Annotated in this window: 22 protein-coding genes and 1 tRNA gene; 12 read left to right on the forward strand and 11 right to left on the reverse strand. The window is 60.3% G+C overall.

Annotation, left to right across the window (positions count from 1 at the left end):
- Positions 1-117: 117 nt before the first annotated feature.
- Genes ACQKP1_RS00265 through ACQKP1_RS00275 form a run of 3 tightly spaced genes read left to right on the forward strand, consistent with a single transcriptional unit; the run spans position 118 to position 3469 of the window.
- A complete protein-coding gene (locus ACQKP1_RS00265; protein ID WP_427273764.1) occupies positions 118-1464 on the forward strand; it encodes an NAD(P)/FAD-dependent oxidoreductase in 1347 nt (448 codons plus the stop codon).
- On the forward strand, positions 1461-2255 hold the full coding sequence (locus ACQKP1_RS00270) for a DUF1365 domain-containing protein (RefSeq protein WP_006725283.1): 795 nt from the start codon (positions 1461-1463) through the stop codon (positions 2253-2255). The genes ACQKP1_RS00265 and ACQKP1_RS00270 overlap by 4 nt, the downstream gene beginning before the upstream one ends.
- A complete protein-coding gene (locus ACQKP1_RS00275; protein ID WP_427273765.1) occupies positions 2252-3469 on the forward strand; it encodes a class I SAM-dependent methyltransferase in 1218 nt (405 codons plus the stop codon). Before ACQKP1_RS00270 ends, ACQKP1_RS00275 begins: the two co-directional genes overlap by 4 nt.
- Positions 3470-3505: 36 nt before the next feature.
- On the opposite strand, the gene ACQKP1_RS00280 is transcribed toward ACQKP1_RS00275, so the two are convergent.
- The gene (locus tag ACQKP1_RS00280) at positions 3506-4261 is read right to left on the reverse strand and encodes an SDR family NAD(P)-dependent oxidoreductase (protein WP_203018960.1); all 756 of its coding nucleotides are present in this window, start codon (positions 4259-4261) and stop codon (positions 3506-3508) included.
- A gap of 52 nt (positions 4262-4313) precedes the next feature.
- The gene (locus tag ACQKP1_RS00285) at positions 4314-5738 is read right to left on the reverse strand and encodes a phosphomannomutase (protein ID WP_427273766.1); all 1425 of its coding nucleotides are present in this window, start codon (positions 5736-5738) and stop codon (positions 4314-4316) included.
- Positions 5739-6309: 571 nt separating this feature from the next.
- On the opposite strand from ACQKP1_RS00285, the gene ACQKP1_RS00290 reads away from it, so the two are divergent.
- Positions 6310-6933, forward strand: a complete 624-nt coding sequence (locus tag ACQKP1_RS00290) for a ribonuclease D (protein WP_427273767.1) — start codon at positions 6310-6312, stop codon at positions 6931-6933.
- A 14-nt stretch (positions 6934-6947) separates the two neighbouring features.
- Here ACQKP1_RS00290 and ACQKP1_RS00295 read toward each other — a convergent pair whose 3' ends face one another.
- The gene (locus ACQKP1_RS00295) at positions 6948-7271 is read right to left on the reverse strand and encodes a DUF6665 family protein (protein ID WP_427273768.1); all 324 of its coding nucleotides are present in this window, start codon (positions 7269-7271) and stop codon (positions 6948-6950) included.
- 155 nt (positions 7272-7426) lie between these two features.
- On the opposite strand from ACQKP1_RS00295, the gene ACQKP1_RS00300 reads away from it, so the two are divergent.
- Positions 7427-7678 carry a hypothetical protein gene (locus tag ACQKP1_RS00300; RefSeq protein WP_427273769.1) on the forward strand — a complete coding sequence of 84 codons (252 nt, stop codon included), beginning with the start codon at positions 7427-7429 and terminating at the stop codon, positions 7676-7678.
- 1 nt (position 7679) lies between these two features.
- Here ACQKP1_RS00300 and ACQKP1_RS00305 read toward each other — a convergent pair whose 3' ends face one another.
- A complete protein-coding gene (locus tag ACQKP1_RS00305) occupies positions 7680-9077 on the reverse strand; it encodes a nicotinate phosphoribosyltransferase (RefSeq protein WP_427273770.1) in 1398 nt (465 codons plus the stop codon).
- A 218-nt stretch (positions 9078-9295) separates the two neighbouring features.
- On the opposite strand from ACQKP1_RS00305, the gene ACQKP1_RS00310 reads away from it, so the two are divergent.
- Entirely contained in the window at positions 9296-11005 is a 1710-nt protein-coding gene (locus ACQKP1_RS00310; protein ID WP_427273771.1) for a hypothetical protein, read from the forward strand.
- Positions 11006-11076: 71 nt separating this feature from the next.
- On the opposite strand, the gene rpsA is transcribed toward ACQKP1_RS00310, so the two are convergent.
- On the reverse strand, positions 11077-12780 hold the full coding sequence (rpsA, locus tag ACQKP1_RS00315) for a 30S ribosomal protein S1 (protein ID WP_203018969.1): 1704 nt from the start codon (positions 12778-12780) through the stop codon (positions 11077-11079).
- Positions 12781-12932: 152 nt separating this feature from the next.
- Positions 12933-13559 (reverse strand): (d)CMP kinase, encoded by a 627-nt coding sequence (gene cmk, locus ACQKP1_RS00320; protein ID WP_203018971.1) that lies wholly within the window; start codon positions 13557-13559, stop codon positions 12933-12935.
- Between the two features lie 220 nt (positions 13560-13779).
- Between cmk and ACQKP1_RS00325 the strand changes: the two genes are divergently transcribed.
- Both ACQKP1_RS00325 and ACQKP1_RS00330 read left to right on the forward strand, forming a co-directional pair.
- A complete protein-coding gene (locus ACQKP1_RS00325) occupies positions 13780-14163 on the forward strand; it encodes a TIGR02300 family protein (protein ID WP_112247016.1) in 384 nt (127 codons plus the stop codon).
- 155 nt (positions 14164-14318) lie between these two features.
- Positions 14319-14394 (forward strand) — tRNA-Ala (locus ACQKP1_RS00330).
- A 97-nt stretch (positions 14395-14491) separates the two neighbouring features.
- On the opposite strand, the gene ACQKP1_RS00335 is transcribed toward ACQKP1_RS00330, so the two are convergent.
- Positions 14492-14689, reverse strand: coding sequence for a hypothetical protein (locus ACQKP1_RS00335; RefSeq protein ID WP_203018973.1), 198 nt, complete (start codon positions 14687-14689; stop codon positions 14492-14494).
- Between the two features lie 139 nt (positions 14690-14828).
- Between ACQKP1_RS00335 and ACQKP1_RS00340 the strand changes: the two genes are divergently transcribed.
- Complete coding sequence (locus ACQKP1_RS00340) at positions 14829-15620, forward strand: YdcF family protein (RefSeq protein WP_427273772.1); 792 nt, start codon at positions 14829-14831, stop codon at positions 15618-15620.
- 3 nt (positions 15621-15623) lie between these two features.
- Here ACQKP1_RS00340 and ACQKP1_RS00345 read toward each other — a convergent pair whose 3' ends face one another.
- Positions 15624-16046, reverse strand: a complete 423-nt coding sequence (locus ACQKP1_RS00345; protein ID WP_427276366.1) for a hypothetical protein — start codon at positions 16044-16046, stop codon at positions 15624-15626.
- A 172-nt stretch (positions 16047-16218) separates the two neighbouring features.
- On the opposite strand from ACQKP1_RS00345, the gene ACQKP1_RS00350 reads away from it, so the two are divergent.
- Positions 16219-16854: a trimeric intracellular cation channel family protein gene (locus tag ACQKP1_RS00350; RefSeq protein ID WP_203018975.1), complete on the forward strand. Its 636-nt coding sequence runs from the start codon at positions 16219-16221 to the stop codon at positions 16852-16854.
- 19 nt (positions 16855-16873) lie between these two features.
- On the opposite strand, the gene irrA is transcribed toward ACQKP1_RS00350, so the two are convergent.
- The gene (gene irrA, locus ACQKP1_RS00355; RefSeq protein ID WP_006725267.1) at positions 16874-17290 is read right to left on the reverse strand and encodes an iron response transcriptional regulator IrrA; all 417 of its coding nucleotides are present in this window, start codon (positions 17288-17290) and stop codon (positions 16874-16876) included.
- 304 nt (positions 17291-17594) lie between these two features.
- Here irrA and fabA point away from each other — a divergent pair, with 304 nt between their 5' ends.
- Both fabA and fabB read left to right on the forward strand, forming a co-directional pair.
- A complete protein-coding gene (gene fabA, locus ACQKP1_RS00360) occupies positions 17595-18110 on the forward strand; it encodes a 3-hydroxyacyl-[acyl-carrier-protein] dehydratase FabA (RefSeq protein ID WP_054149380.1) in 516 nt (171 codons plus the stop codon).
- Between the two features lie 44 nt (positions 18111-18154).
- A complete protein-coding gene (gene fabB, locus ACQKP1_RS00365) occupies positions 18155-19378 on the forward strand; it encodes a beta-ketoacyl-ACP synthase I (protein WP_427273773.1) in 1224 nt (407 codons plus the stop codon).
- A gap of 87 nt (positions 19379-19465) precedes the next feature.
- On the opposite strand, the gene ACQKP1_RS00370 is transcribed toward fabB, so the two are convergent.
- Together ACQKP1_RS00370 and ACQKP1_RS00375 are read right to left on the reverse strand one after the other, a co-directional pair.
- Complete coding sequence (locus tag ACQKP1_RS00370; RefSeq protein ID WP_006725264.1) at positions 19466-19729, reverse strand: LuxR C-terminal-related transcriptional regulator; 264 nt, start codon at positions 19727-19729, stop codon at positions 19466-19468.
- 208 nt (positions 19730-19937) lie between these two features.
- Positions 19938-20960, reverse strand: a complete 1023-nt coding sequence (locus tag ACQKP1_RS00375; RefSeq protein WP_427273774.1) for a helix-turn-helix domain-containing protein — start codon at positions 20958-20960, stop codon at positions 19938-19940.
- Positions 20961-21058: the final 98 nt, after the last annotated feature.

Here is a 21058-nt window from a genome sequence, read left to right on the forward strand (position 1 = left end):
TCGGATCACTGCCTGTGAATTTATTCGCCGCGATCAATCCATTCAGATTTGCTTTGCGTAATCAGCGACAAACAGATTGAATTGAGATGTGGCAAAGGGCGGGAAATGGACACTGGTATGACGAAGGCCGCATCCGGCGGTAAACGCAGGATCGCGGTCATCGGATCGGGGATTTCGGGCCTCTCATCCGCCTGGCTGCTTTCAAAGAGCGCAGATGTCGTTCTCTATGAAACCGAGAGCCGCCCGGGTGGCCATTCGAATACGGTGATCGCCCCCGGAGCCCAGAAAGACATCCCCGTCGACACTGGTTTTATCGTTTACAACGACCGCAACTACCCCAATCTCGTGAAGCTTTTCGAGCATCTCGATGTGCCAACCCTGCCGTCGAACATGTCTTTTGCCGCCTCTCTCGGCGGTGGCGCCTTCGAATATTCGGGTTCGGGGCTCTCGGGGCTCTTGGGGCAGAAGTCGAATATCTTTCGTCCGCGCTTCTGGCGCATGGTGAAGGACGTTCTTCGCTTCTACAAGGAAGCCCCCCGGCTTCTCGAGCGTCGTGAACTCGAAGGCGTGTCGCTCGGCGACTATCTCGCATCCGCCGATTATTCGCCTTCCTTCATCGAGGATCATCTCCTGCCGATGGGCGCTGCAATCTGGTCGACCACGGCCTCGGAGATGCGGCTTTATCCGCTGCACGCCTTCATCCGCTTCTTCGCAAACCATGGATTGCTTGTGCTCAAGGACCGTCCGCAGTGGCGCACGGTGAAGGGCGGCAGCCGCGAATATGTAGCCCGCATTCTTGCCGATTTCAGCGGCGAAGTGCGCCTTGGCACGGCTGTCACGGGTGTCCGCCGTGGCATTGCCGGCGTTCAGGTGACCGACGTGCATGGAGGCGTGGAAGTCTTTGATGACGTCGTTCTCGCCACCCATGCAAACCAGAGCATCGATCTTCTGGAGGACGCTGACAGTGAGGAGATCGAGATCCTCGAGTCCTTCCAGTACACACCGAATCTCGCCGTTCTGCATTCGGACGAGACTTTGATGCCGAAGCGCAAGTCGGTCTGGTCAAGCTGGAACTATGTGGCGGAGAAACAGGCGGGTTCCGGCGAAACTCTTTGCGTCACCTACTGGATGAACAAGCTGCAGTCGCTGGATCCGGCAACGCCTCTCTTCGTCACGCTCAATCCCTGCCGTCCGATCGATCCGGCCAAGATCATCAAGACGTTCAACTACGAACATCCGCTCTTCGATGTGGCCGCAATTCGCGCCCAGCGCCGTATCTGGCAGCTTCAGGGCCGCCGCAATACGTGGTTCTGCGGCGCCTATTTCGGCAGCGGGTTTCATGAGGATGGCCTGCAGGCGGGGCTCGCCGTCGCCGAAGCGCTCGGCGGCGTCCGTCGTCCCTGGTCGGTTGAAAATGAATCGGGTCGCATCGTGATTGGTCGCCAGCTTGAGGCGGCGGAATGAAGCTGAACTCTGCAATCTATGCCGGGCATGTGCTGCATGCCCGCAGTCGGCCCAAGAAGCACAGCCTGCGCTATAGCGTGTTTTCGCTTTTGGTCGACCTGGATGAGATCGACAAGTTGAACCAAAGCCTGCGTCTGTTCGGTTACAACAAGGCCGCACTCTATTCGGTGCATGATGCCGACCACGGCAATGGCCGAACCGGCGAACTGAGAGCCTGGGTCGAGGAACGCCTGGCCGCGGCCGGAGTGGAGGCTGATGGCATCAAGATCCATATGCTCTGCTACCCCCGGATCTTCGGCTATGTCTTCAATCCGATCACGGTGTTTTTCTGCTATCGCGCCGAAGGTGAGCTTGCCGCAGTCCTCTACGAGGTCTGCAACACCTTCAACGAGCGCCACACCTATGTGATCCCGGTCGAGGCCGAAGAGAACGGTATCCTGCGCCACAGTTGCGCAAAAGAGATGTATGTCTCGCCATTCATGCCGATGAACTGCCAATACAATTTCCGTATCAGCCCGCCGACGGATGATGTGGCCATCAACATCGGCGAGAGCGATCCGGAAGGGCCACTTTTGTTTGCAACTTTTTCCGGCCGGCGCCGTCCTTTGTCAGACAAAGGTTTGTTGCACATGTTGCTGAAGTATCCTTTGATGACCCTCAAAGTGATGGGGGGCATTCACTGGGAGGCGTTGAAGCTTTGGTGGAAGGGCGTTCCGATCTACCGACACAAGCCAGCCGCAGCCAAGATAGCCTCAACGATCGTCGTGCAGAATGGGATGAACAAGTCATGAGTCACGCTGAGCAGGAAATGCACCCTGTGGTTAGCTCTCTCACATTCTGGCAGCGCATGATGTGCCGCTGGGCCGACCGGATCGCCGTGGGCCGCCTCACACTTCAGTTCGAAGGCTATGGTGAACATGTCGCGATCGGAGCCAATCCTGGCCCGAATGCCGTCTTGTGTGTCCGCAATGCGAGCCCGGTCCTTCGGATACTAACGAATGGCACTCTCGGTTTTGCTCAGGCCTATATCGATGGCGATCTCGACTCGCCCGACATTGGCGCCGTGCTCGAACTCGCCCTCGCCAATGAGGCACAGCTCGGCCGCGTTCTGGCGTCTTCCTCCATCTTCATGACGCTCGCCCGCTTGCGGCACAAGCTGCGCCGCAACTCGAAAAAGGGTAGCCGGCGAAACATCGCCTATCACTACGATCTCGGCAATGCGTTCTACGGCCTTTGGCTGGACCGCACCATGACCTATTCCTCCGCGCTCTACAGCGCCCCCAGCATGAGCCTTGCCGATGCTCAGGAGGCGAAATACGCCCGCATCGTCGACGAGTTGAAGATCGGTCCCGAGGACCATGTCCTGGAAATCGGCTGCGGTTGGGGCGGCTTCGCCGAACATGCTATCCGCAAGACCGGCTGCAGGGTTACCGGACTGACGCTGTCGACAGAGCAAGCGAAATTCGCCCGCGAGCGGCTCGATAAGGCCGGTTTCGCCGACAGGGTCGATATCAGGCTCGAGGATTACCGCGATTGTCGCGGGCAATACGATAAGATCGTTTCGATCGAGATGTTCGAGGCGGTGGGTGAAGAAAACTGGCCGGTTTATTTCAAGGCCGTGCAGAACCTGCTGGTCGACGGCGGGCAGGCGCTGATCCAGACCATCACCATTGATGAGAGCCGCTTCGACTATTATCGCCGCAGCGCTGATTTCATCCAGACCTATATCTTCCCCGGCGGCATGCTGCCCTCCGTGACCGTTTTCGAGCGGGACGCTGAGGCTGCAGGCCTGAAGGTCGGCGATCGCTTCCGATTTGGCCGCGATTACGACCGTACTCTGATTTCCTGGGACAGCGCTTTCACGGCCAATTGGCAGAAGATCGAGCCGCTCGGTTTCGACCGCCGCTTCTACCGGATGTGGCGTCTCTACCTGCACTATTGTGCAGTTGGCTTCCGCTTCGGTCGCATCGACGTCGTGCAGTTCAGGCTGGACAAGCCAGCCTGAACGTCAGGGTTTCCACATTTGCAGTTTGTGCTCCGGTCAAGAGCCCTTCGGCCGGAGCATCTTGCGCGTGAGCGCAAAACGCAGCGCGTGGGGCAGGGCGTGCAGGAAACGGATCGCGAGCGCCATCTTCCAGGGGAAAATAATCTCGAACTTGCCCTTGGCCAGCCCCCTGGCGATCGTGTCGGCTGCTTCCTCTGAAGAAACGAGGAAGGGCATCGGGAAGTCGTTCTTCTTGGTCAGCGGGGTGTCGACGAAACCCGGGTTGATGATGGTCATCTTCACGCCGTGACGCTCGAGCTCGGGATAGAGCGCCTCGCACATCACGTTGAGCGCGGCTTTCGTTGCGCCATAGGTCGCAGCACCCGGCAGCCCGACATAGCCCGATACGGAGGCCACGACGGCGATATGTCCGCGGCGCCGCGCGATCATCGCGGGCATCACCGTTTCCAGGCACGAGGCGGTGCCGAGCACGTTGAGTTCGAACATCTGGCGGGTCCGCTCGCTGTCAAAGTCCTCGGCGTAGTCGCGTGTGTAGGAGCCGGCCGCAAAGACGGCGAGATCGACCGGGCCCATTTCGCTCTCGATCGCCGCAAATGCCTGCTTGACGGCTGCGGGGTCGGTGACATCGAGCGGGTAGACGCCGACTTTACCGGGATGGCTGGCGGAGAGCGACGCGAGCGCATCGACACTGCGAGCGCTGACGGCGATCCGGTATCCGTCTCGAAGCAGGCGTTCGGCGAGCGCGCGGCCAATGCCGGTGCTGGAACCCGTAATCCAGGCAATCTTGGTCATGATATCCTCTTGCTTGATCTCATGACCAATACGCCCCGCGGAGGGGCTCGGTTCAGACCGTCCAGCCCTCGATCAACGAAAGCCCCTGCTTCAGCAGCTGCTCTGCGTCTTCCTTGTTCGCGGCTTCGACATAGCAGCGCATTTCCGGCGCATTGCCCGAGGGGCGAAAGTGGATGACCCGGCCGTCGGCCAGCGTTGCCCGCAGTCCGTCGATGTCGCTGACGCTGTCGACGGCACCGATTGGGCTGAGGAAAGCCGACAGATGGTCGCCGGATTCCCGGAGATGCGCCATGAGAGACCCGCTGCGCTCGCTGGCATAATTCTCCAAGCGGTCGCTGAGTGCCACCGGCAGATTGAAGTCTTCGACGAGCCCAGATAGCGACAGGCCGCGTTCCCCGGCAGTTCCGAGCACGGCCAGCGCCGGCAGGAAACTGTCGCGCGTCGGCAATGCCGCGATCGTCTTGTCACCGATGGTGAAGTCGGAGCCGAGCATCAGACCGCCATTCGCCTCGAAACCGAGCACGCCGGCTTCTCCAGCCGACAGCGCGTCCTCCATAGCAGCAATGACAAAAGGCGAGCCGACGCGTGTGCGATGCACGGCAAAGCCGCCATCCTGCTCGAGGCCGGAATTCGATGTGACAGGCGTTGCTACAACCTTCGCCTTGAGAAAGCGGGAAACGATCAGGCCGAGCAGATCGCCGCGCAGCGGCCTGCCATGTTCGTCGGCCACAAGCGGCCGGTCCCCGTCGCCATCCGTCGAGAGGATCGCGTCAAGAGCAAGTTCGTCGCTCCAATGCGCAAGTTGGGTGACGGTATCCGGCGATACTGCCTCGGTGTCGACGGGAATGAACTGCTCCGAGCGCCCCAGCGGAAACACGGTTGCTCCGCAGTGCTCGAAAACCGTGACCAGCATGTCGCGGGCGACCGAGCTGTGTTGGTAGATGCCGATCCGTTTTCCCTTCAGCGCATCGGGCGCAAGGATGCCGAGATTGCGGTCGATGAAGAGCTGTGTCGCCTCTGCCTCGCCAGGCGTACCGGAACCGGCCTCGACCTTGTTGGCGTCTGCATCGTTTTTCAATGTGGCTGCGAGACGGGTGATCGCCTCCTCGTCGCTCTTGTTGACCTCTCCATCGGGGCGGTAAAATTTGATGCCATTGCGGTCGGCCGGAATATGAGAGCCGGTGACCATGATGCCGGCCGCCCCGATCGAGGCACCATAGAGCGCGAGCGCCGGGGTTGGGATGGTGCCACAATCGATCGGTTCAAGGCCAAGGCGTTTCATCGCGGCCATGATCGTGGAAGAGATTTCCGGGCTCGACGGACGAAAGTCGCGGCCGACGACAACAGGCGATCCAGGCTTCAGCGCCCCGCTTTCCAGCATGTGCCGTGCAAAGGCGGTCGCATAAAGTGCTGAAACCGAGCCAACGAGATCTGTCGAAAGCCCTCTCAAACCGCTCGTACCGAACTTTACCGTCATGCATGCCTCCTGGGGTCTCGCGAACAGATGGCGTTATATGGGCCTGTGCCCCACGCCATCAAGCGGAACTGTCGCTTGGCGGTCAGGCGAGTCTAAATCTGCAGGGGGATCCGGAAACGAAAAGAGCCTGGCGCGGGAGGAGGATGCGCCAGGCTCTTAAACTTGATCGGCAATTGGGAGGAGGAGGAGTATTGCCGATCCTACCGAGCGGCACTGGGAGGAGGAGTGCGCCGCTTCGATGCTTTGGTTATATCCACGGCACTCGATTCTGCCAAGCGCGCTTGTTGCAACGCAGCAGTGCGTTTAATGCATGGCTCAAGATTCAAGCGGCAACGCGCTGCTGCGACTTTTGCATCGACACGCTTTCGTATCTTTCGCATTGGTGCGTTTTTCAGAAAACGAAACCGCATTTGCGTAGCAATTGAGCAAATCTCTACCCTGCTTAGCAGTTTCTCATGCATCTATCACAAGGCTGTGACCGCTTTGAGTGGCCCGGCCCGGCGCGGGATGGTGCGCGGATGTGCTTTGGTCTATAGCGGGCAGGGACAACATCAGACTTCTGGAGCAACCGATGACGACGATCCGCTATCACGAGGGGGACATTTCGTCCGAGGCCGCTAGCCGCTATGTCGACGCCATCGCGATCGATACGGAAACCCTCGGCCTCGTCCCGCGCCGCGATCGTCTCTGCGTCGTCCAGCTTTCTTTCGGTGACGGAACTGCCGACGTGATTCGGATCGCCAAGAACCAAAAGGAAGCGCCCAGCCTCGTGGCGATGCTCGCGGACCCGGCCCGTCAGAAGATCTTCCATTATGGTCGCTTCGATATCGCGGTCCTGTTTCACACCTTCGGCGTGACGACGACCAATGTCTTCTGCACCAAGATTGCCTCCCGCTTGACCCGAACCTACACCGATCGGCACGGCCTCAAGGACAATCTCAAGGAACTGCTCGAGGTCGATATCTCAAAGGCGCAGCAATCGTCTGACTGGGCGGCCGAGACACTCAGTCAGGCCCAGCTCGAATATGCGGCCTCCGATGTCCTTCATCTGCATGCCCTGCGCGACAAGCTCACGCAGCGCCTGTTGCGCGACGACCGGATGGAACATGCCAAGGCTTGCTTCGAATTCCTTCCCACCCGGTCCAAGCTCGATCTCCTCGGCTGGGAAGAAACCGATATCTTCGCGCATAGCTGATCCGTCTGGCCGCCTCAGTCGCGCCTGACAATGCCGACCCGGGACATGACATCGGCCGGGATGGCATAACGCCGGATCATGTCGCCCTGGTTTCGCAAACCGCATAGCTCCCGTTGGACCATCAATCCGAATACCGCGTCAGCTGCTGCATAGAGCAAGGCCTCGATCGGGGCCTCGTCCAGGCCGCGCGCGCCAGCAAGCGTCTTGAGAGCGTCTTCGGTCTTTCGGCCAGCTCGCCCCAAGGCATCGGCTTTCTCACTGGCCAGTTCCAGGTCGAGCGGCGTGACGCTGTCTCGAAGCCCTGGCGACAGGAGGGAGGCCGGTGGTTTGAAGCTCATAGCTAGATCTTCTCATCGGTGAGATTTGAGGGGAGCTCTGCCTATTTCGCCAAGGTTTCGTTAACCGAGACTTCGCATGATCCCCGCATAGGAAATCGGTAACGCGGCGGGCCTTTCAAGTTGCTCGTTGCACATAAGGCGTTGATCAGGCGACCATGACGGAAGCAGCCAGCATTCTCCTCGACTCTGTATCGCGTAATTCATCCAGCTATGACATGGATCTGATCGAAGCGCCTGCGGAACAAGCCGACACTGAAGACCAGGGGCCGCGTTATGCGCCTGCCAACTGGCTGGACGCATTCATCGTCGACGAGCGCAGCCGCTCCGAAGAGGCCTTTGGCGAGCGTGTTCCGGTCCCCTCAGACGAGGCTGGCCTCTATCCGCGGTTCATGCGTCTCGTCGACTGAGCTAGCGCGGCAGGCTGGCGGCCGTTGCCCTGGCCCGGATCTCATCCAGACTCCAGTCCACCAGAAGCTCCCCGTCCTGCCAGACCGGCTGCAACAGGTTGGGGCGCTTTCCGAGGTCTTCCAGCGGGATAGGCATGATGTCGTAGCCGTCAGTGATCGCAGCCACACGGCCGGCCATCGATACCTTTTCCTGCGGATTGGATGGGCGGCGCACGACCGGATGCCATCGGCCCCCATCGTCCTGAACGGCGCTGGTGCGCATTGTGAAGGACATCGTGTCCCTATTGATCTTGTGCAGCAGGCCCGATCCCATGCCGAATGATATGTTTTCGGTAGAGAAACCCATGCCTTCGAGCCGGCCGAGGATCATCTGAATATCCTGGATCGAAACGCCGTCCGACTGGATCACCCGGACATTGCCATCGATCACCTTGAAGCCCTTGCCGTTCAGGCGCGTACCAAAGGCGTAGGCGAGTTGGGCCACGACCTGGACCGGGGTATCGATCGGATCGCCGCTGTCCGGGCGGACTACGAGCACGCCACCGGCCGCGCGCACCTTTGTCTGCAGCTTCTTGCCCCAGATCTCGGAGACCGCGTTGTGCAGATCGAAGCTGTCCGAGACAACGGAATAACCGCCGAAACTCGCGAAATTGTCGATCATGTTGGAATAGGCTTCCGTCTCATGCTCCTGACCCCAGGCAATGATCGTTCCATGTTCGGCCGCCGGGATCGAATGGGCAGGCATTGAGGCCTTGTAGAAGCGGCGTGCCTGCAGAATGGCGGGAAGCGAATCAGAGCTGTGGAAGTGCACGAGATGGGCTGCGCCTCCGATCGCAGCCTGTTCGACGCTGGACGTGCTGCGGCAACCATAGTCGCTGATCCGGCTCGGTTGCAGCCCGGCCGGATCATCAGTCGTCCTGTCCAGAAAGGGCTGTATCGCCATCCGGATGCGCCAGGCGGTCGTCGCGACCGTTGACGGATACCACACGGCGCGGAGCAATGCGGTCTCCATATAGGAGGTGAGCCACGGCACGAGAGGATCGGTATTGACCACCTGCATGACGGGCACCCCCCGACGGATCGCGGCGCCTTCCGGCAGTGCCTCGATGCGCAGGGGCAACATGCCGCCGTGCGCATTCAGGATATGCTCCCAGCCCTTGCGGTCGAACGGCTGGCCATGGGCTCGCGCAATCTCTTCTGCTTCCTCGATGTCGCCACGGGTGATCGGCGTCGACAGATAGTCCTTCAGGAACATCTGCAGGCCGAAGAACATCACCTCGGGACGGAAAGAGTTTCCCCGCGTGGTGACAAAGGCGCTGACGGCCCGCGTGTCCTTCGGATATTGCAGAAAGACGCCAAGCTTGTAGCTGTCGGTGTTCAGGAGGAGATTGCGTGTCATGCCTGCGTCCGTGTTGGATCGAATCGGCGACAGTGCGCCGCCTCGCCCATCGTGTATGCCAATCAATGCGCGAGGCTGGTGTCGCCCGTGAAAATTGCGCCTTAGTAGTTCATTAACCAAATCAGGCAAGGATTGCGGATCGGGATCGGCAGCCGTGGCTCGGCTACTGACGTTCCCCGAAACTCTTGTCCCAAGGCACCAGAACCGGAGAGGTTGCCATGCTTCCTCCAGTCCTTGCGTCCCCTGCGTCCTACGCGTCTGCCACCGATGCGAAGCCGCGACCGGAACAACCGGCCGGCTCTCGCGCCACAGCGCTTGCCCCACCACCAGCGCCGACGCCCATCAACCAGAACTCTGCAATCGCGGGCCAGTTGAACATCATGCTCCTGTCGGGCCCGGAGCGCATGTCTCAGAGTCTTTCGGTTCTGGCAGACGTTCTCGGCGCAGCCTTGAAGATCGAGCGGCGCTCCGACGAGACACCTGGCGATTACATGGGTCGCTTGATCGAAGGCATCGCGGCACTGCCAGCCGCTGATCGCCTGAAGCTGCAGAAGCTTCTGAACCAGTCGTTTGCCGGACTACAGTTGCGCACATTGCTGGCGGCCATGGCCGCCCCGTCAGGCCCGGAACGCGCAACTCTGGCACTTTATCTCGAACTCTATCGCCAGTCGGACAGGGATGGAGCAACACGCTCGGTCATCTCATCCTATCGCGAAGCGGCTGGAGAGGCCCGCCCGACGGCTCAGAGCGTCAGCCGTCCCTTGGCCGCAAATGATGTCGGAGGTGCGCCGAACGACTCCCAGCGCACCGAACAGACGGCAGCCGGGCAAAACAGACCTCTGAACACGCCAGCCGAGGCCAAAGGCAATGCCGAAGTGCGCGCCGCGAATGCCGGTCCGCCGCAGCGTCCAGACATGGATGTGACGCGCTCCGGTCGACCCACAACGGCAACGCCATCCGGCTCCATGCCGGGCCTCGGTATTGCGTCCGGTCGACCCGAAAGTTTGCAGGTGGCGACCGGCGCAAGCCACCCACTGCAGAAGGCCGGGATGGAACCGCAGACGAGCCGAACGGCACCGTTCACAGGTCTGTCGTTATCGCCCACCGGCAGCCCGGCCACGCAAGCCGAAAGTGGCCAAAGGCTGCCCATGCTAGCAAGCGGCGGCGCCAGACAGCCGGAAGAACGGGCTCCTGCTGGTATCGGCACCCCGGATCGCCAGACGCCGACCTCCGCTGCGTCTGCCACAGCCATGCCGGTGATCGCCGTGCCGGCGCAGGCGAAGCCCGTACCACCGATGTCGGCGGGTTGGCTCGCCGAACTGCTCGAATCGGATTTCGTTCGGACACTCCTGCAGCTGAAAAGCCTGTCGAGCTTGCCGCAAGCCGCGGCCCGGCCCGGCATCGCTCCCAGCCTGGAAACGCAACCAACGGCAACAATTGCCGTGCGGCTGGCGTCATCCGACGAAACGGGCGATTCAGCTGAACAGCTTGCGCGGATGCAGGATGCTGCCCTGAAGGAGACGACAGAAGAGCGTCCAGTGGCCGGAGCAATCCCCTTGCCGGAGCAGGCGCTGGCGAGGTTTCCGATTGCGCGGGAAGGCATGCCCTTGCCCTTCATTCCGTACCAGCTGGAAGACGAATTCGACGTCGAACGCGTCGAGGAGAAGGAAGAAGAGGATCCCGACAATCGGGATGGGGAGACGGATGCCGAGGACGATGACAGGGACGAAGCTGTCGATGGGGACGAGGATGGTGCAGACGTCGTGATGCCCGAAGACGAACGCCCGGCCGCTGAACCAGCGGAGACGTATATGCAGGAGAGCACGGTGGCGGAGTTGTCCGCACTACCGGCGCCTTCGGAGACGCCTTTGCCGCCCCCGCCCGAGCCCGCTCACGAACTCTATCTGCGGATGGCCGGTCTCAATTGATACTCCAGACCAAAGAAAAACCCGCCGGGATCGCTCCCGGCGGGTTCTTTGCATTCAGCGAACAGCGAGGATTAGTCGTTGTTGCGGTTCTTCAGGGCAGCACCCAGGATGTCGCCGAGCGAAGCGCCCGAGTCGGACGAACCGAACTGAGCAACGGCTTCCTTCTCTTCTGCGATCTCGAGAGCCTTGATCGACAGCATGACCTTGCGGTCCTTCTTGGAGAAGTTGGTGACGCGGGCGTCAAAAACCTGACCAACCGAGAAACGCTCCGGACGCTGATCGTCACGATCGCGGGCCAGGTCGTTGCGGCGGATGAAGGACGTGATGTCTTCGTGGCTGACGAGCTTCACTTCGACGCCACCATCATTGATGCCGATGACTTCGCACGAGACGACAGCGTTCTTGCGCAGTTCGCCCGAAGTTGCGGCTTCGCCCACAGCGTCGCGGCCGAGCTGCTTGATGCCGAGCGAGATGCGTTCCTTCTCGACGTCAACATCGAGAACGACGGCCTTGACCATGTCACCCTTGTTGAACTCTTCGATGACCTGCTCGCCCGGACGGTTCCAGTCGAGGTCGGAGAGGTGAACCATGCCGTCCACGTCGCCTTCGAGGCCGATGAACAGGCCGAACTCGGTCTTGTTCTTGACTTCGCCTTCGACTTCAGTGCCGGCCGGATGGCTGAAGGCAAATGCCTGCCACGGGTTCTCGAGGGTCTGCTTGAGACCGAGCGAGATACGGCGCTTGGACGGATCGACTTCCAGAACGACAACGTCGACGTCCTGCGTGGTCGAAAGGATCTTGCCGGGATGAACGTTCTTCTTCGTCCAGGACATTTCCGAGATGTGGATCAGGCCTTCGATGCCCGGCTCCAGCTCGACGAATGCACCGTAGTCGGTGATGTTCGTCACGGTACCGGAAATCTTCTTGCCAACCGGGTACTTGGCAGCGATGCCATCCCACGGATCCGACTCGAGCTGCTTCATGCCGAGCGAGATGCGGTGCGTTTCCTGGTTGATACGGATGATCTGAACCTTGACCGACTGGCCGATGGACAGGATTTCCGAAGGATGGTTGACGCGGCGCCATGCCATGTCGGTCACGTGCAGCAGGCCGTCGATGCCGCCGAGGTCAACGAACGCACCGTAATCGGTGATGTTCTTGACGACGCCGTCAACAACCTGGCCTTCTTCGAGGTTCTGCACGATTTCCGAACGCTGCTCGGCGCGCGACTCTTCGAGAACCGTACGACGCGAAACAACGATGTTGCCGCGACGCTTGTCCATCTTGAGGATTTCGAAGGGCTGCGGGTTGTGCATCAGCGGGGTCACGTCGCGGATCGGACGGATGTCCACCTGCGAACGCGGAAGGAAGGCAACGGCGCCGTCGAGATCGACCGTGAAGCCGCCCTTGACCTGGTTGAAGATAACGCCTTCAACGCGCTCGCCAGCTTCGAACTTGGCTTCGAGCTTGATCCAGCTTTCTTCGCGACGAGCCTTTTCGCGCGACAGAACAGCTTCGCCGAGAGCGTTTTCGATGCGCTCGACGTAAACTTCGACTTCGTCGCCGACCTTGAGCGTGCCGTCCTTGGCGCGTGCACCGAATTCCTTCAGCGCAATGCGGCCTTCGACCTTGAGGCCGACGTCAACGATGGCAACGTCCTTCTCGATGGCCGTGATGATGCCCTTGGCAACATAGCCTTCTGCCAGATCGGTCTTGGCAAAGGATTCTTCGAGGAGGGCTGCAAAGTCCTCACGCGACGGGGTAGAAACAGACATGAAATCTCCTGGTCGCATCCATCTGGATGCGTGAGCGCCGGGGGCTAGTGTTGATCTTGGCCAACAACCGATCCGCTCTTTTAGAAGAGCAATTCCGGCGCGGGGACTGGATGTCGGCCCTCAGGCTTCGGCTTGTCCGAAACCTGGTCACTTCATTTCGTCAGGGCAGCGTCGACGAGAGCCTTCGCCGCCAAGAATGCGGCCTCTATACTCATTTCGGAAGTATCTAGCAAGTGCGCGTCTTCAGCTGGTTTCAATGGGCTGTCGGCCCGTCCCATGTCCCGCTCATCGCGTTTCTTCACGTCGGCGAAGATCGAGTCGAAATCGGCGCTGCCGCCCTTCGACAGGATCTCGTCATGGCGGCGTCTGGCGCGAACCTCGGGCGACGCCGTCACGTAGAGTTTGACCGGAGCGTCCGGGCAGACGACGGTGCCGATATCGCGACCGTCGAGCACAGTGCCGGGCGCGCGCCTCGAGAAGGCGCGCTGTGCCTCGACGAGGGCGCGACGCACGGCCGGCATGACTGCGATCTTCGAGGCCGCTTCGCCGATCTCGTGCGCCGAAAGAACGTCGCGGTCCAACCCGGCGAGCTCCACGGCAAGCGCCATGCGCTCTGCCACCGTTTCATCGTCGAGGGGCAGTCCGGCGTCGAGCAGGGCCTTGGCCGTTGCGCGATAGGTGAGCCCCGTGTCGAGATGATGGAATCCGTAGGTCTCCGCGATCTGGCGCGACAGCGTCCCCTTGCCGGCGGCGGCCGGCCCGTCGATGGCGATGATCATCCGGTCCTCATTGTCTCTGTCTTTGATACCATCGCTGATACAAATCTTGGCAGCCCTTGCCAAGCGAAGCATGCGAACCCCCGGTTGCCAAAATACCTGCGCAGATAGCCTTTGACAGGAAGAGCATCAGCGATTAAGGGGACCGACTACAGTTTGGCCGGCCTCGCGCCGGGCGCTTGGCGCATGCCCTTAATCTTCACGACTTCATGAGGCTTTGACAGTGGCGAAGGCAGAACTTGGAACGAAACGGACTTGCCCCGACACCGGCAAGAAATTCTACGACCTGAACAAGGACCCGATCGTGTCGCCGTACACGAACAAGTCCTGGCCGCTTTCCTATTTCGAGGAAACCTCGGTCGCAGCCATCATGGAGAAGGCTGAAGAAGAGGAAGTCGCCGAAGTCGACACCGAAAATACGGATGTCGAGCTCGTATCCCTTGAGGACGCCGACGAGGCATCGGGCGACGACATCCCTGATATCGGCGACGATGACGTCGAGATCGACGGCGATGACGACGACACCTTCCTCGAAGCCGACGAAGACGATGACGACGATGACATGACCGGCCTGATCGGCGTCACCGGCGACGACGACGAAGTCTGATATTTCAAGGATTTCGAGCCCGGGCTTAAAAAAATGCCCGGGCTTTCATTTTTCGGCTTGCCATCTCCGACTACCGGAAGTATCAAGCCGCCACCCCGACGGAAGCGGTGCTTTCAAACGGGTTCCCGGAGCCGGAAATTAGCCGGCACCCTGATGGGGCTATAGCTCAGCTGGGAGAGCGCTTGCATGGCATGCAAGAGGTCAGCGGTTCGATCCCGCTTAGCTCCACCAAATTTCCATTGAGAATATGATGACTGTTCCACGCCGACTATTCAAGTCTGGCGACTGCAGCGCGTACCGTGTGTCGCTGGCCGCGCTGCCTCAGCCCTCACCGCCGAAACAGCTCTACCCGTTCCCCCGTCTCCGAGAGATCGATCTGGAACCAGTCGATGATCTTGCGGATGTCGAGCTTCACCTCTCCGTCGCGAAGCTTCAGGTGCAGATTGTTGTCGCTGACATGCACGGGCGTACCGATATAGAGGCGGTCATTGCCGGAGTCGTCCACGGTGTCGATGGCAAATCGCATGGTTTCCTCCCGGAAAATTTAGAATCGAAATGGGTGACAGTGGGACGAGGGTTTAGTAACGCCTCCTTGAGCGAAGCTGGCCTCCCTGAGGTCTGATGGCTTCAGGCGTAGGCGGAAAGTCGGATCGGGAGAGTGCAGATTGTTTGTGGTTTCAAAACTGTTTTGGAATGCGATCCAGCCGCTCTCGCTCGTTTTCCTGCTCGGGCTGCTCGCGCTGGCCTTGATCTGGTTCCGCTGGCTCCGGTTGGCCGTTGCTGCCCTGTCGCTCTCGCTTTTGATTCTGTTCCTCACCCTCTACACGACCCTTGGCTCCGTCCTGCTGCAAAGCTTGGAGGCTCGATTTTCCAAACCGGCGGCAGATCCGGCAAGTGTATCTTGCATGATCGTGCTCGGCGGCGCCTTCGAGACCGAAGTCACGACAGCGCGCGGCGGTGTGGATCTCAATCAGGCGGCCGACCGCTTCGTTGAGGCACTGCGCCTCGCAATGCGATATCCCGAGGCAAGCATTCTCGTGTCTGGCGGCGACGGATCCCTGAGTGGTGTTTATGAGGGCGATGCTGCGGCATCGATCCGTTTCTTCGAGGCTTTCGGGATATCAAGCGACCGGCTCATAGCCGAAACGACATCCAGAAACACCGATGAAAACGCCCAGAACAGTCGCGAACTTCTGTCCAGCCGCGATCTGGAGCAATGCCTGCTGATCACGTCTGCCTTCCACATGCCACGCTCAGTCGGGCTGTTTCGAAAGGCAGGTGTGGATGTAGCCCCCTGGCCGGTCGATTATCGCACTGCCGGCAATCTGACCTTCGCGCTCGACTTCACGCAGCCGACCCTCAACGCGCAGCAGATGTCGACAGCCGTCCGCGAGTGGGTGGGGCTCGCCGCTTATCGAATTCTCGGCAGGATCGACGACGTCTTTCCCGCGCCGTAAACGTCACTTTTTCGAGATCGTAAAGAATGTCGTGCCACGCACGCGAACCGTCATGGCGCAGAACTCCTGGCCCTCTTCCCGCTCGCAATAGCGGGGATGCATCTTCAGGACGAAGACCATGTTGCCGAAGCGCTGGATGAAGTCATAGGAATACATCTGCGCCGTGGCGATCATGAAGTAGCCGCCTTCCTTCACCTGTAGATAGAAGTTGAAGGGGCATCCTTCGGCCGTGCAATCAGGACCGCGCACGCCGTCGCAGACGATTTCGCTGCTGTTGGTGACGACGTCCTGGAGGCCGTCATTGTTGATGTCGATCCGGTCGAGGAAGCGGCCGCCATACTGCACCACGTCGCAACGCTTGGCATAGTGGTTCTTCTCGTAGATCTCGGGATCGGTCAGCAGTTCCTGCTGGGCGAAGGCGGGCATGGCGAAAATGCCGGTCGCGACAACGAGGAGGAGGCGGAATAGGAAAGACACGGTCTGGACTCCGGATCGCAATCTGTGCTGAACGAAAGAGAAGTCTAGCGGCTGCGTCTTGCCTCACCCTTAACGGCGGCAAATCTCGCCCGGACCGGAGGCTCCAGCGAGGAAAGAAGCCATGTCGCTCCTGTCTTATCTCGACTATGCGGGGATTGCCCTGTTTGCTGCCACCGGCGCGCTTGCAGCGTCGCGAAAGCAGCTCGACATGATCGGCTTCTTGTTCTTTGCGGTTGTGACCGGGCTCGGCGGCGGCACGGTCCGCGACATCGTGCTCGGTCGCGTGCCCGTCTACTGGGTTCTCAACCCCGATTACATCCTGATCTGCTGTGCAATCGGCGTCGTCGTCTTCTTCACCGCCCACATGGTCGAATCGCGCTACCGCCTGTTGATATGGCTCGATGCGATCGGGCTGTCGGCCTATTGCGTGATGGGTGCTGCAAAAGGTCTGGCCGCGACCGGCTCGCCGACGATCGCGATCGTGACCGGCACGCTGACCGCAAGTCTGGGCGGTGTGCTGCGCGATCTCCTGGCCAATGAGCCATCCGTGCTGCTGCGGCCGGAGATCTACATCACGGCGGCGCTGGTCGGGGCAGCGGTTTTCACGGGTGCCCACGAGTTCGGCGCACCGCTCTATGTCGCGTCGGCCCTGGGGGCGATCGCGGCCTTCCTGCTGCGCGGCGGCGCGCTGTACTTCGGATGGACGTTTCCGACCTACAAACACAAGCCGGGCCGGCATCCGGATGAGGTCATGTGAGGGGAGTCGAGGACGACTTTCAGCCCTGCTTGGGGCGCAGCCGGATCACAACGTCGACATGCGCGATTTCCATGCCTTCCGGCGGTGGCGGCAGATTGTCGATGCTGATGTTGTTGACCGGGATGTCCAGCACCTTGTTCTCGCCTTCGACGAAGAAATGGTGATGGTCGGACACATTCGTGTCGAAATAGGTCTTGGAGCTTTCGACCGCGAGAACGCGGATCAGCCCTGCTTCGGTGAACTGGTGCAGCGTGTTGTAGACGGTCGCAAGCGAGACCGGAAAATCGGCGGAGATCGCCTCTTCATGCAGTTCTTCGACGGTCAGGTGGCGGTCACCCTTTGCGAACAGCAGGCCGGCCAGCGCAATGCGCTGCTTCGTCGGGCGAAGGCCCGAGCGGCGCAGTTTCAGTTCGATACCCGTTTGGCAGGTTGCCATCGTCAAAGACGCACTCCAGTCGTTGCGTGGCATGCACGAGCATCCACACGTGTTGATATAGCTGCAAAATCAGGCTCTTTCAATAGATACGGTAACGAGAAGCCTTGTGACGCCTGCCGTCGGGCGGTTTTTGATGTTTCGGGTCTGGTGATGCCCTTTTCCTTCCTGTATGCGACGATGATATGAGGATGAGGCCGGCAAGGCCTCTAGGAAACCGGCGGAGCGGCTGCGGGGCTTCAATTTGCCACCGTCTTGCTCTAATGGGTCCCGGATATCTGAAGCAGAGGGGGGAAGAAGAAGAAAAATGGTTACGAGACAATCCAGCTATAACTACGACGAAATCCTCGCCTGCGGCCGCGGTGAACTCTTTGGCGAGGGCAACGCGCAGCTCCCTCTGCCGCCCATGCTGATGGTGCACCGGATCACCGACATTTCCGAAACCGGTGGCGCCTTCGACAAGGGCTATATCCGCGCGGAATACGACGTGCGCCCCGATGACTGGTATTTCCCGTGCCATTTCCAGGGCAACCCGATCATGCCGGGTTGCCTCGGTCTTGACGGCATGTGGCAGCTAACGGGCTTCTTCCTCGGCTGGCTCGGCGAACCGGGCCGCGGAATGGCGCTGTCCACCGGCGAAGTGAAATTCAAGGGCATGGTGCGCCCCGAGACGAAACTTCTCGAATACGGCATCGACTTCAAGCGCGTCATGCGCGGTCGCCTGGTTCTCGGCACGGCCGATGGCTGGTTGAAGGCCGATGGAGAGACTATTTACCAGGCATCCGACCTGCGCGTCGGTCTGTCGAAGGACAAGGCGGCCTGAACCGGCCCGGTCCGCACCTGAAGTTTGTAAAGAAGGTCTGAGAGATGAGACGGGTTGTAGTAACAGGTCTTGGCATCGTGTCCTCCATCGGTGCTGATGCCGCCGAAGTCACGGCATCGCTGCGCGACGCCAAGTCGGGCATCACCTTTTCTCCCGATTTCGCCGAACACGGCTTCAAGTGCCAGGTCTGGGGTAAGCCCGGTCTGGACCCGACCGATCTGGTCGACCGTCGTGCCATGCGTTTCCTGTCCCAGGGTGGTGCCTGGAACCACGTGGCCATGAAGCAGGCGATCGCGGACGCCGGTCTGGAAGAGGCCGACTATCAGCAGAATGAGCGCGTCGGCATCATCATGGGTTCGGGTGGTCCATCGACCAAGCAGATCGTTGAAGCTGCCGATATCGTCCGCCAGAACAACAGCCCGAAGCGCATCGGCCCCTTCGCCGTGCCGAAGGCCATGTCGTCGACGGCGTCCGCAACGCTTGCCACCTGGTTCAAGCTGCACGGCGTCAACTACTCGATCTCGTCCGCCTGCTCGACCTCGGCGCACTGCATCGGCAACGCCTACGAGATGATCCAGTGGGGCAAGCAGGACATGGTCTTTGCCGGCGGCCACGAAGATCTCGACTGGACCATGTCCAGCCTCTTCGACGCCATGGGCGCCATGTCGTCGAAGTATAACGACACGCCGTCGAGCGCCTCGCGTGCCTATGACGTATCGCGTGACGGCTTTGTCATCGCTGGCGGCGCCGGCGTTCTGGTTCTCGAAGAGCTGGAGCATGCCAAGGCTCGCGGCGCCAAGATCTATGCCGAAGTCGTCGGCTATGGTGCCACCTCCGACGGCTACGACATGGTCGCTCCCTCGGGCGAAGGCGCCATCCGCTGCATGCGTCAGGCCCTGTCCACCGTGAAGGGCGATGTCGACTACATCAACACCCATGGCACTTCGACGCCGGTGGGTGATAGCAAGGAAATCGGCGCGATCCGCGAAGTCTTCGGCGACAAGATCCCGCATATCCAGTCGACCAAGTCGCTGACCGGTCACTCTCTGGGTGCTGCCGGCGTGCAGGAATCGATCTATGGTCTCCTGATGATGCAGGCCGGCTTCATCGGCGAAAGCGCACACATCACCGAGCTCGATCCGGAATTCGAGGGCGTGCCGGTTGTCCGCAAGCGCATCGACAACGCAAAGATCGACACCGTGCTGTCGAATTCCTTCGGCTTCGGCGGTACCAACGCGACGCTCGTCTTCCAGCGCCACAAGAGCTGATCGGAAGAACGCCAGAACAAAAAAAGCCTGGCGCGTTGCCGCGCCAGGCGTTCATCCGAAGTGGTCCGCCAGCCGTGGGAGTACGGCTTACTTCGGTTGATGAGGATCGGTATGGTCGATGACGCCGATCAGCATAGCGAGGCTCACCGCATGCATCAGATTGCTCGCTTCGAGCTTCTCTTGAGCACTGACCAGAGCTTGGTTCACCTCTTCCCGTGACAGCACGAGCGCATTCGCAGCCTCGTCCGACCGCATGCCTTCAGCCACGAGCTGCAGGCAGCGGATTTCGCGATCCGAAAGGATCGAAACAGCAGGCGATCGTCCGATTGCCCGTTTGGTATCGGTTTTCATGAATTTCGTTGCCGCAATGGAGAAAGGTCGACTTGATATCCATCAGGTCGTCAAGCGGCGCTCATAGCATTCTGCCGGAATGGCGTCGTTGACATCGCACGCCAACCACTTATCCGAACACGCTAAAAGAAGGGAAATTCAGCGCTGAAAGCGCTTTGATCCCTCGATTAGGGCGGATCGCGCCGCCCTTGTCAAGTTTCCGCGGCTGTCAGGCAGACTTCCGCTCGCGCACTTCCGTCGGCGTGGTGCCGAACCATCGCGTGACGGAGCGCGTAAAAGCGCTCGGCGCGGAATAGCCGAGCCTGTAGCAGATTTCCGAGATCGGCAGTTCACTCTCGGTCAGCAGATTGAAGCTGACCTCCTTGCGGATGTGATCCCTGAGCTCGTTGAGACTTGTGCCGTGGCCCGCCAAACGGCGCTGGAACGTCCTTTCCGACAAACCGAAATAGGGTGCGATTTCGGCGAGCGGATAATCGTCATCCGACACGTGCAGCAGCAGGTAGCGACGGACCTGCTCGAGGAAGTCGGCACTTTTCTCCGGCGTCGGTGGCCTTAGGCTCCGACACTGCAGGTCCATCAGTTCAAAAAGTCTACGGTCACCGGTGGGGTTCTGTGCCTGAAGGAAGCCGGGCGGGAACTGCACGCAGTTCACGCGGGCTCCGAAACTGACCCGCCGTGACAGCAATTGCCGAAAGGGCTTGTGATTGCGGGGAGCCGGTCTTTCCAGTTGGACTTCGATATTGTCGCTGGTGGCAAACGCCTGGGCCCGTTGCATGACAAGCCCGACCGACATGTCGACATACTGATCGCGTTTCACGATGATGGGAGCGAAGGTCCAGGCGAGATGCGCGCCGCGCTCGTCGAGTGTCAGCTTTGAATAGCTTGTATGGGTCACATATTGGATGTGGTCGTCGAGAAAGTGCACGAAGTCCAGCCCGGTCGGCGCGGCCATCAGTCCGTATCCGAATGGACCCGTCGAGCCTGCCTCGTAGCGCGTGATGCTCGTAAGACCGAATGCTTCGTCATCGGACAGGAGAGCGCAGGTCTCCAGGAGCCTGCACAGGCGATCAAGGCTAATCCGGGCAGTAAGGCTCTGGAATATCTGCGGATCGATCTCCAGCGCCTTGCAAATGGGCTTTATGTCGATGCCATAGGACTGGGCATGCTCGACCACCGCTGAGGCGAGGCCGGCCACGGTGGTCAATTCATCGGTGAGATTCCGAGGAGGCATGAGACCGCTGGCGCCAGGAGTGAAGTTCCTGGCGCCGGATGCTAAGGCAGGCCTGACCGTGAGTCGAGGGGGCGCGTAGTCTAAGTCGCCGCCCTCCC

The organism is Allorhizobium sp. NPDC080224, assembly GCF_050281005.1.
GTDB lineage: Bacteria > Pseudomonadota > Alphaproteobacteria > Rhizobiales > Rhizobiaceae > Allorhizobium.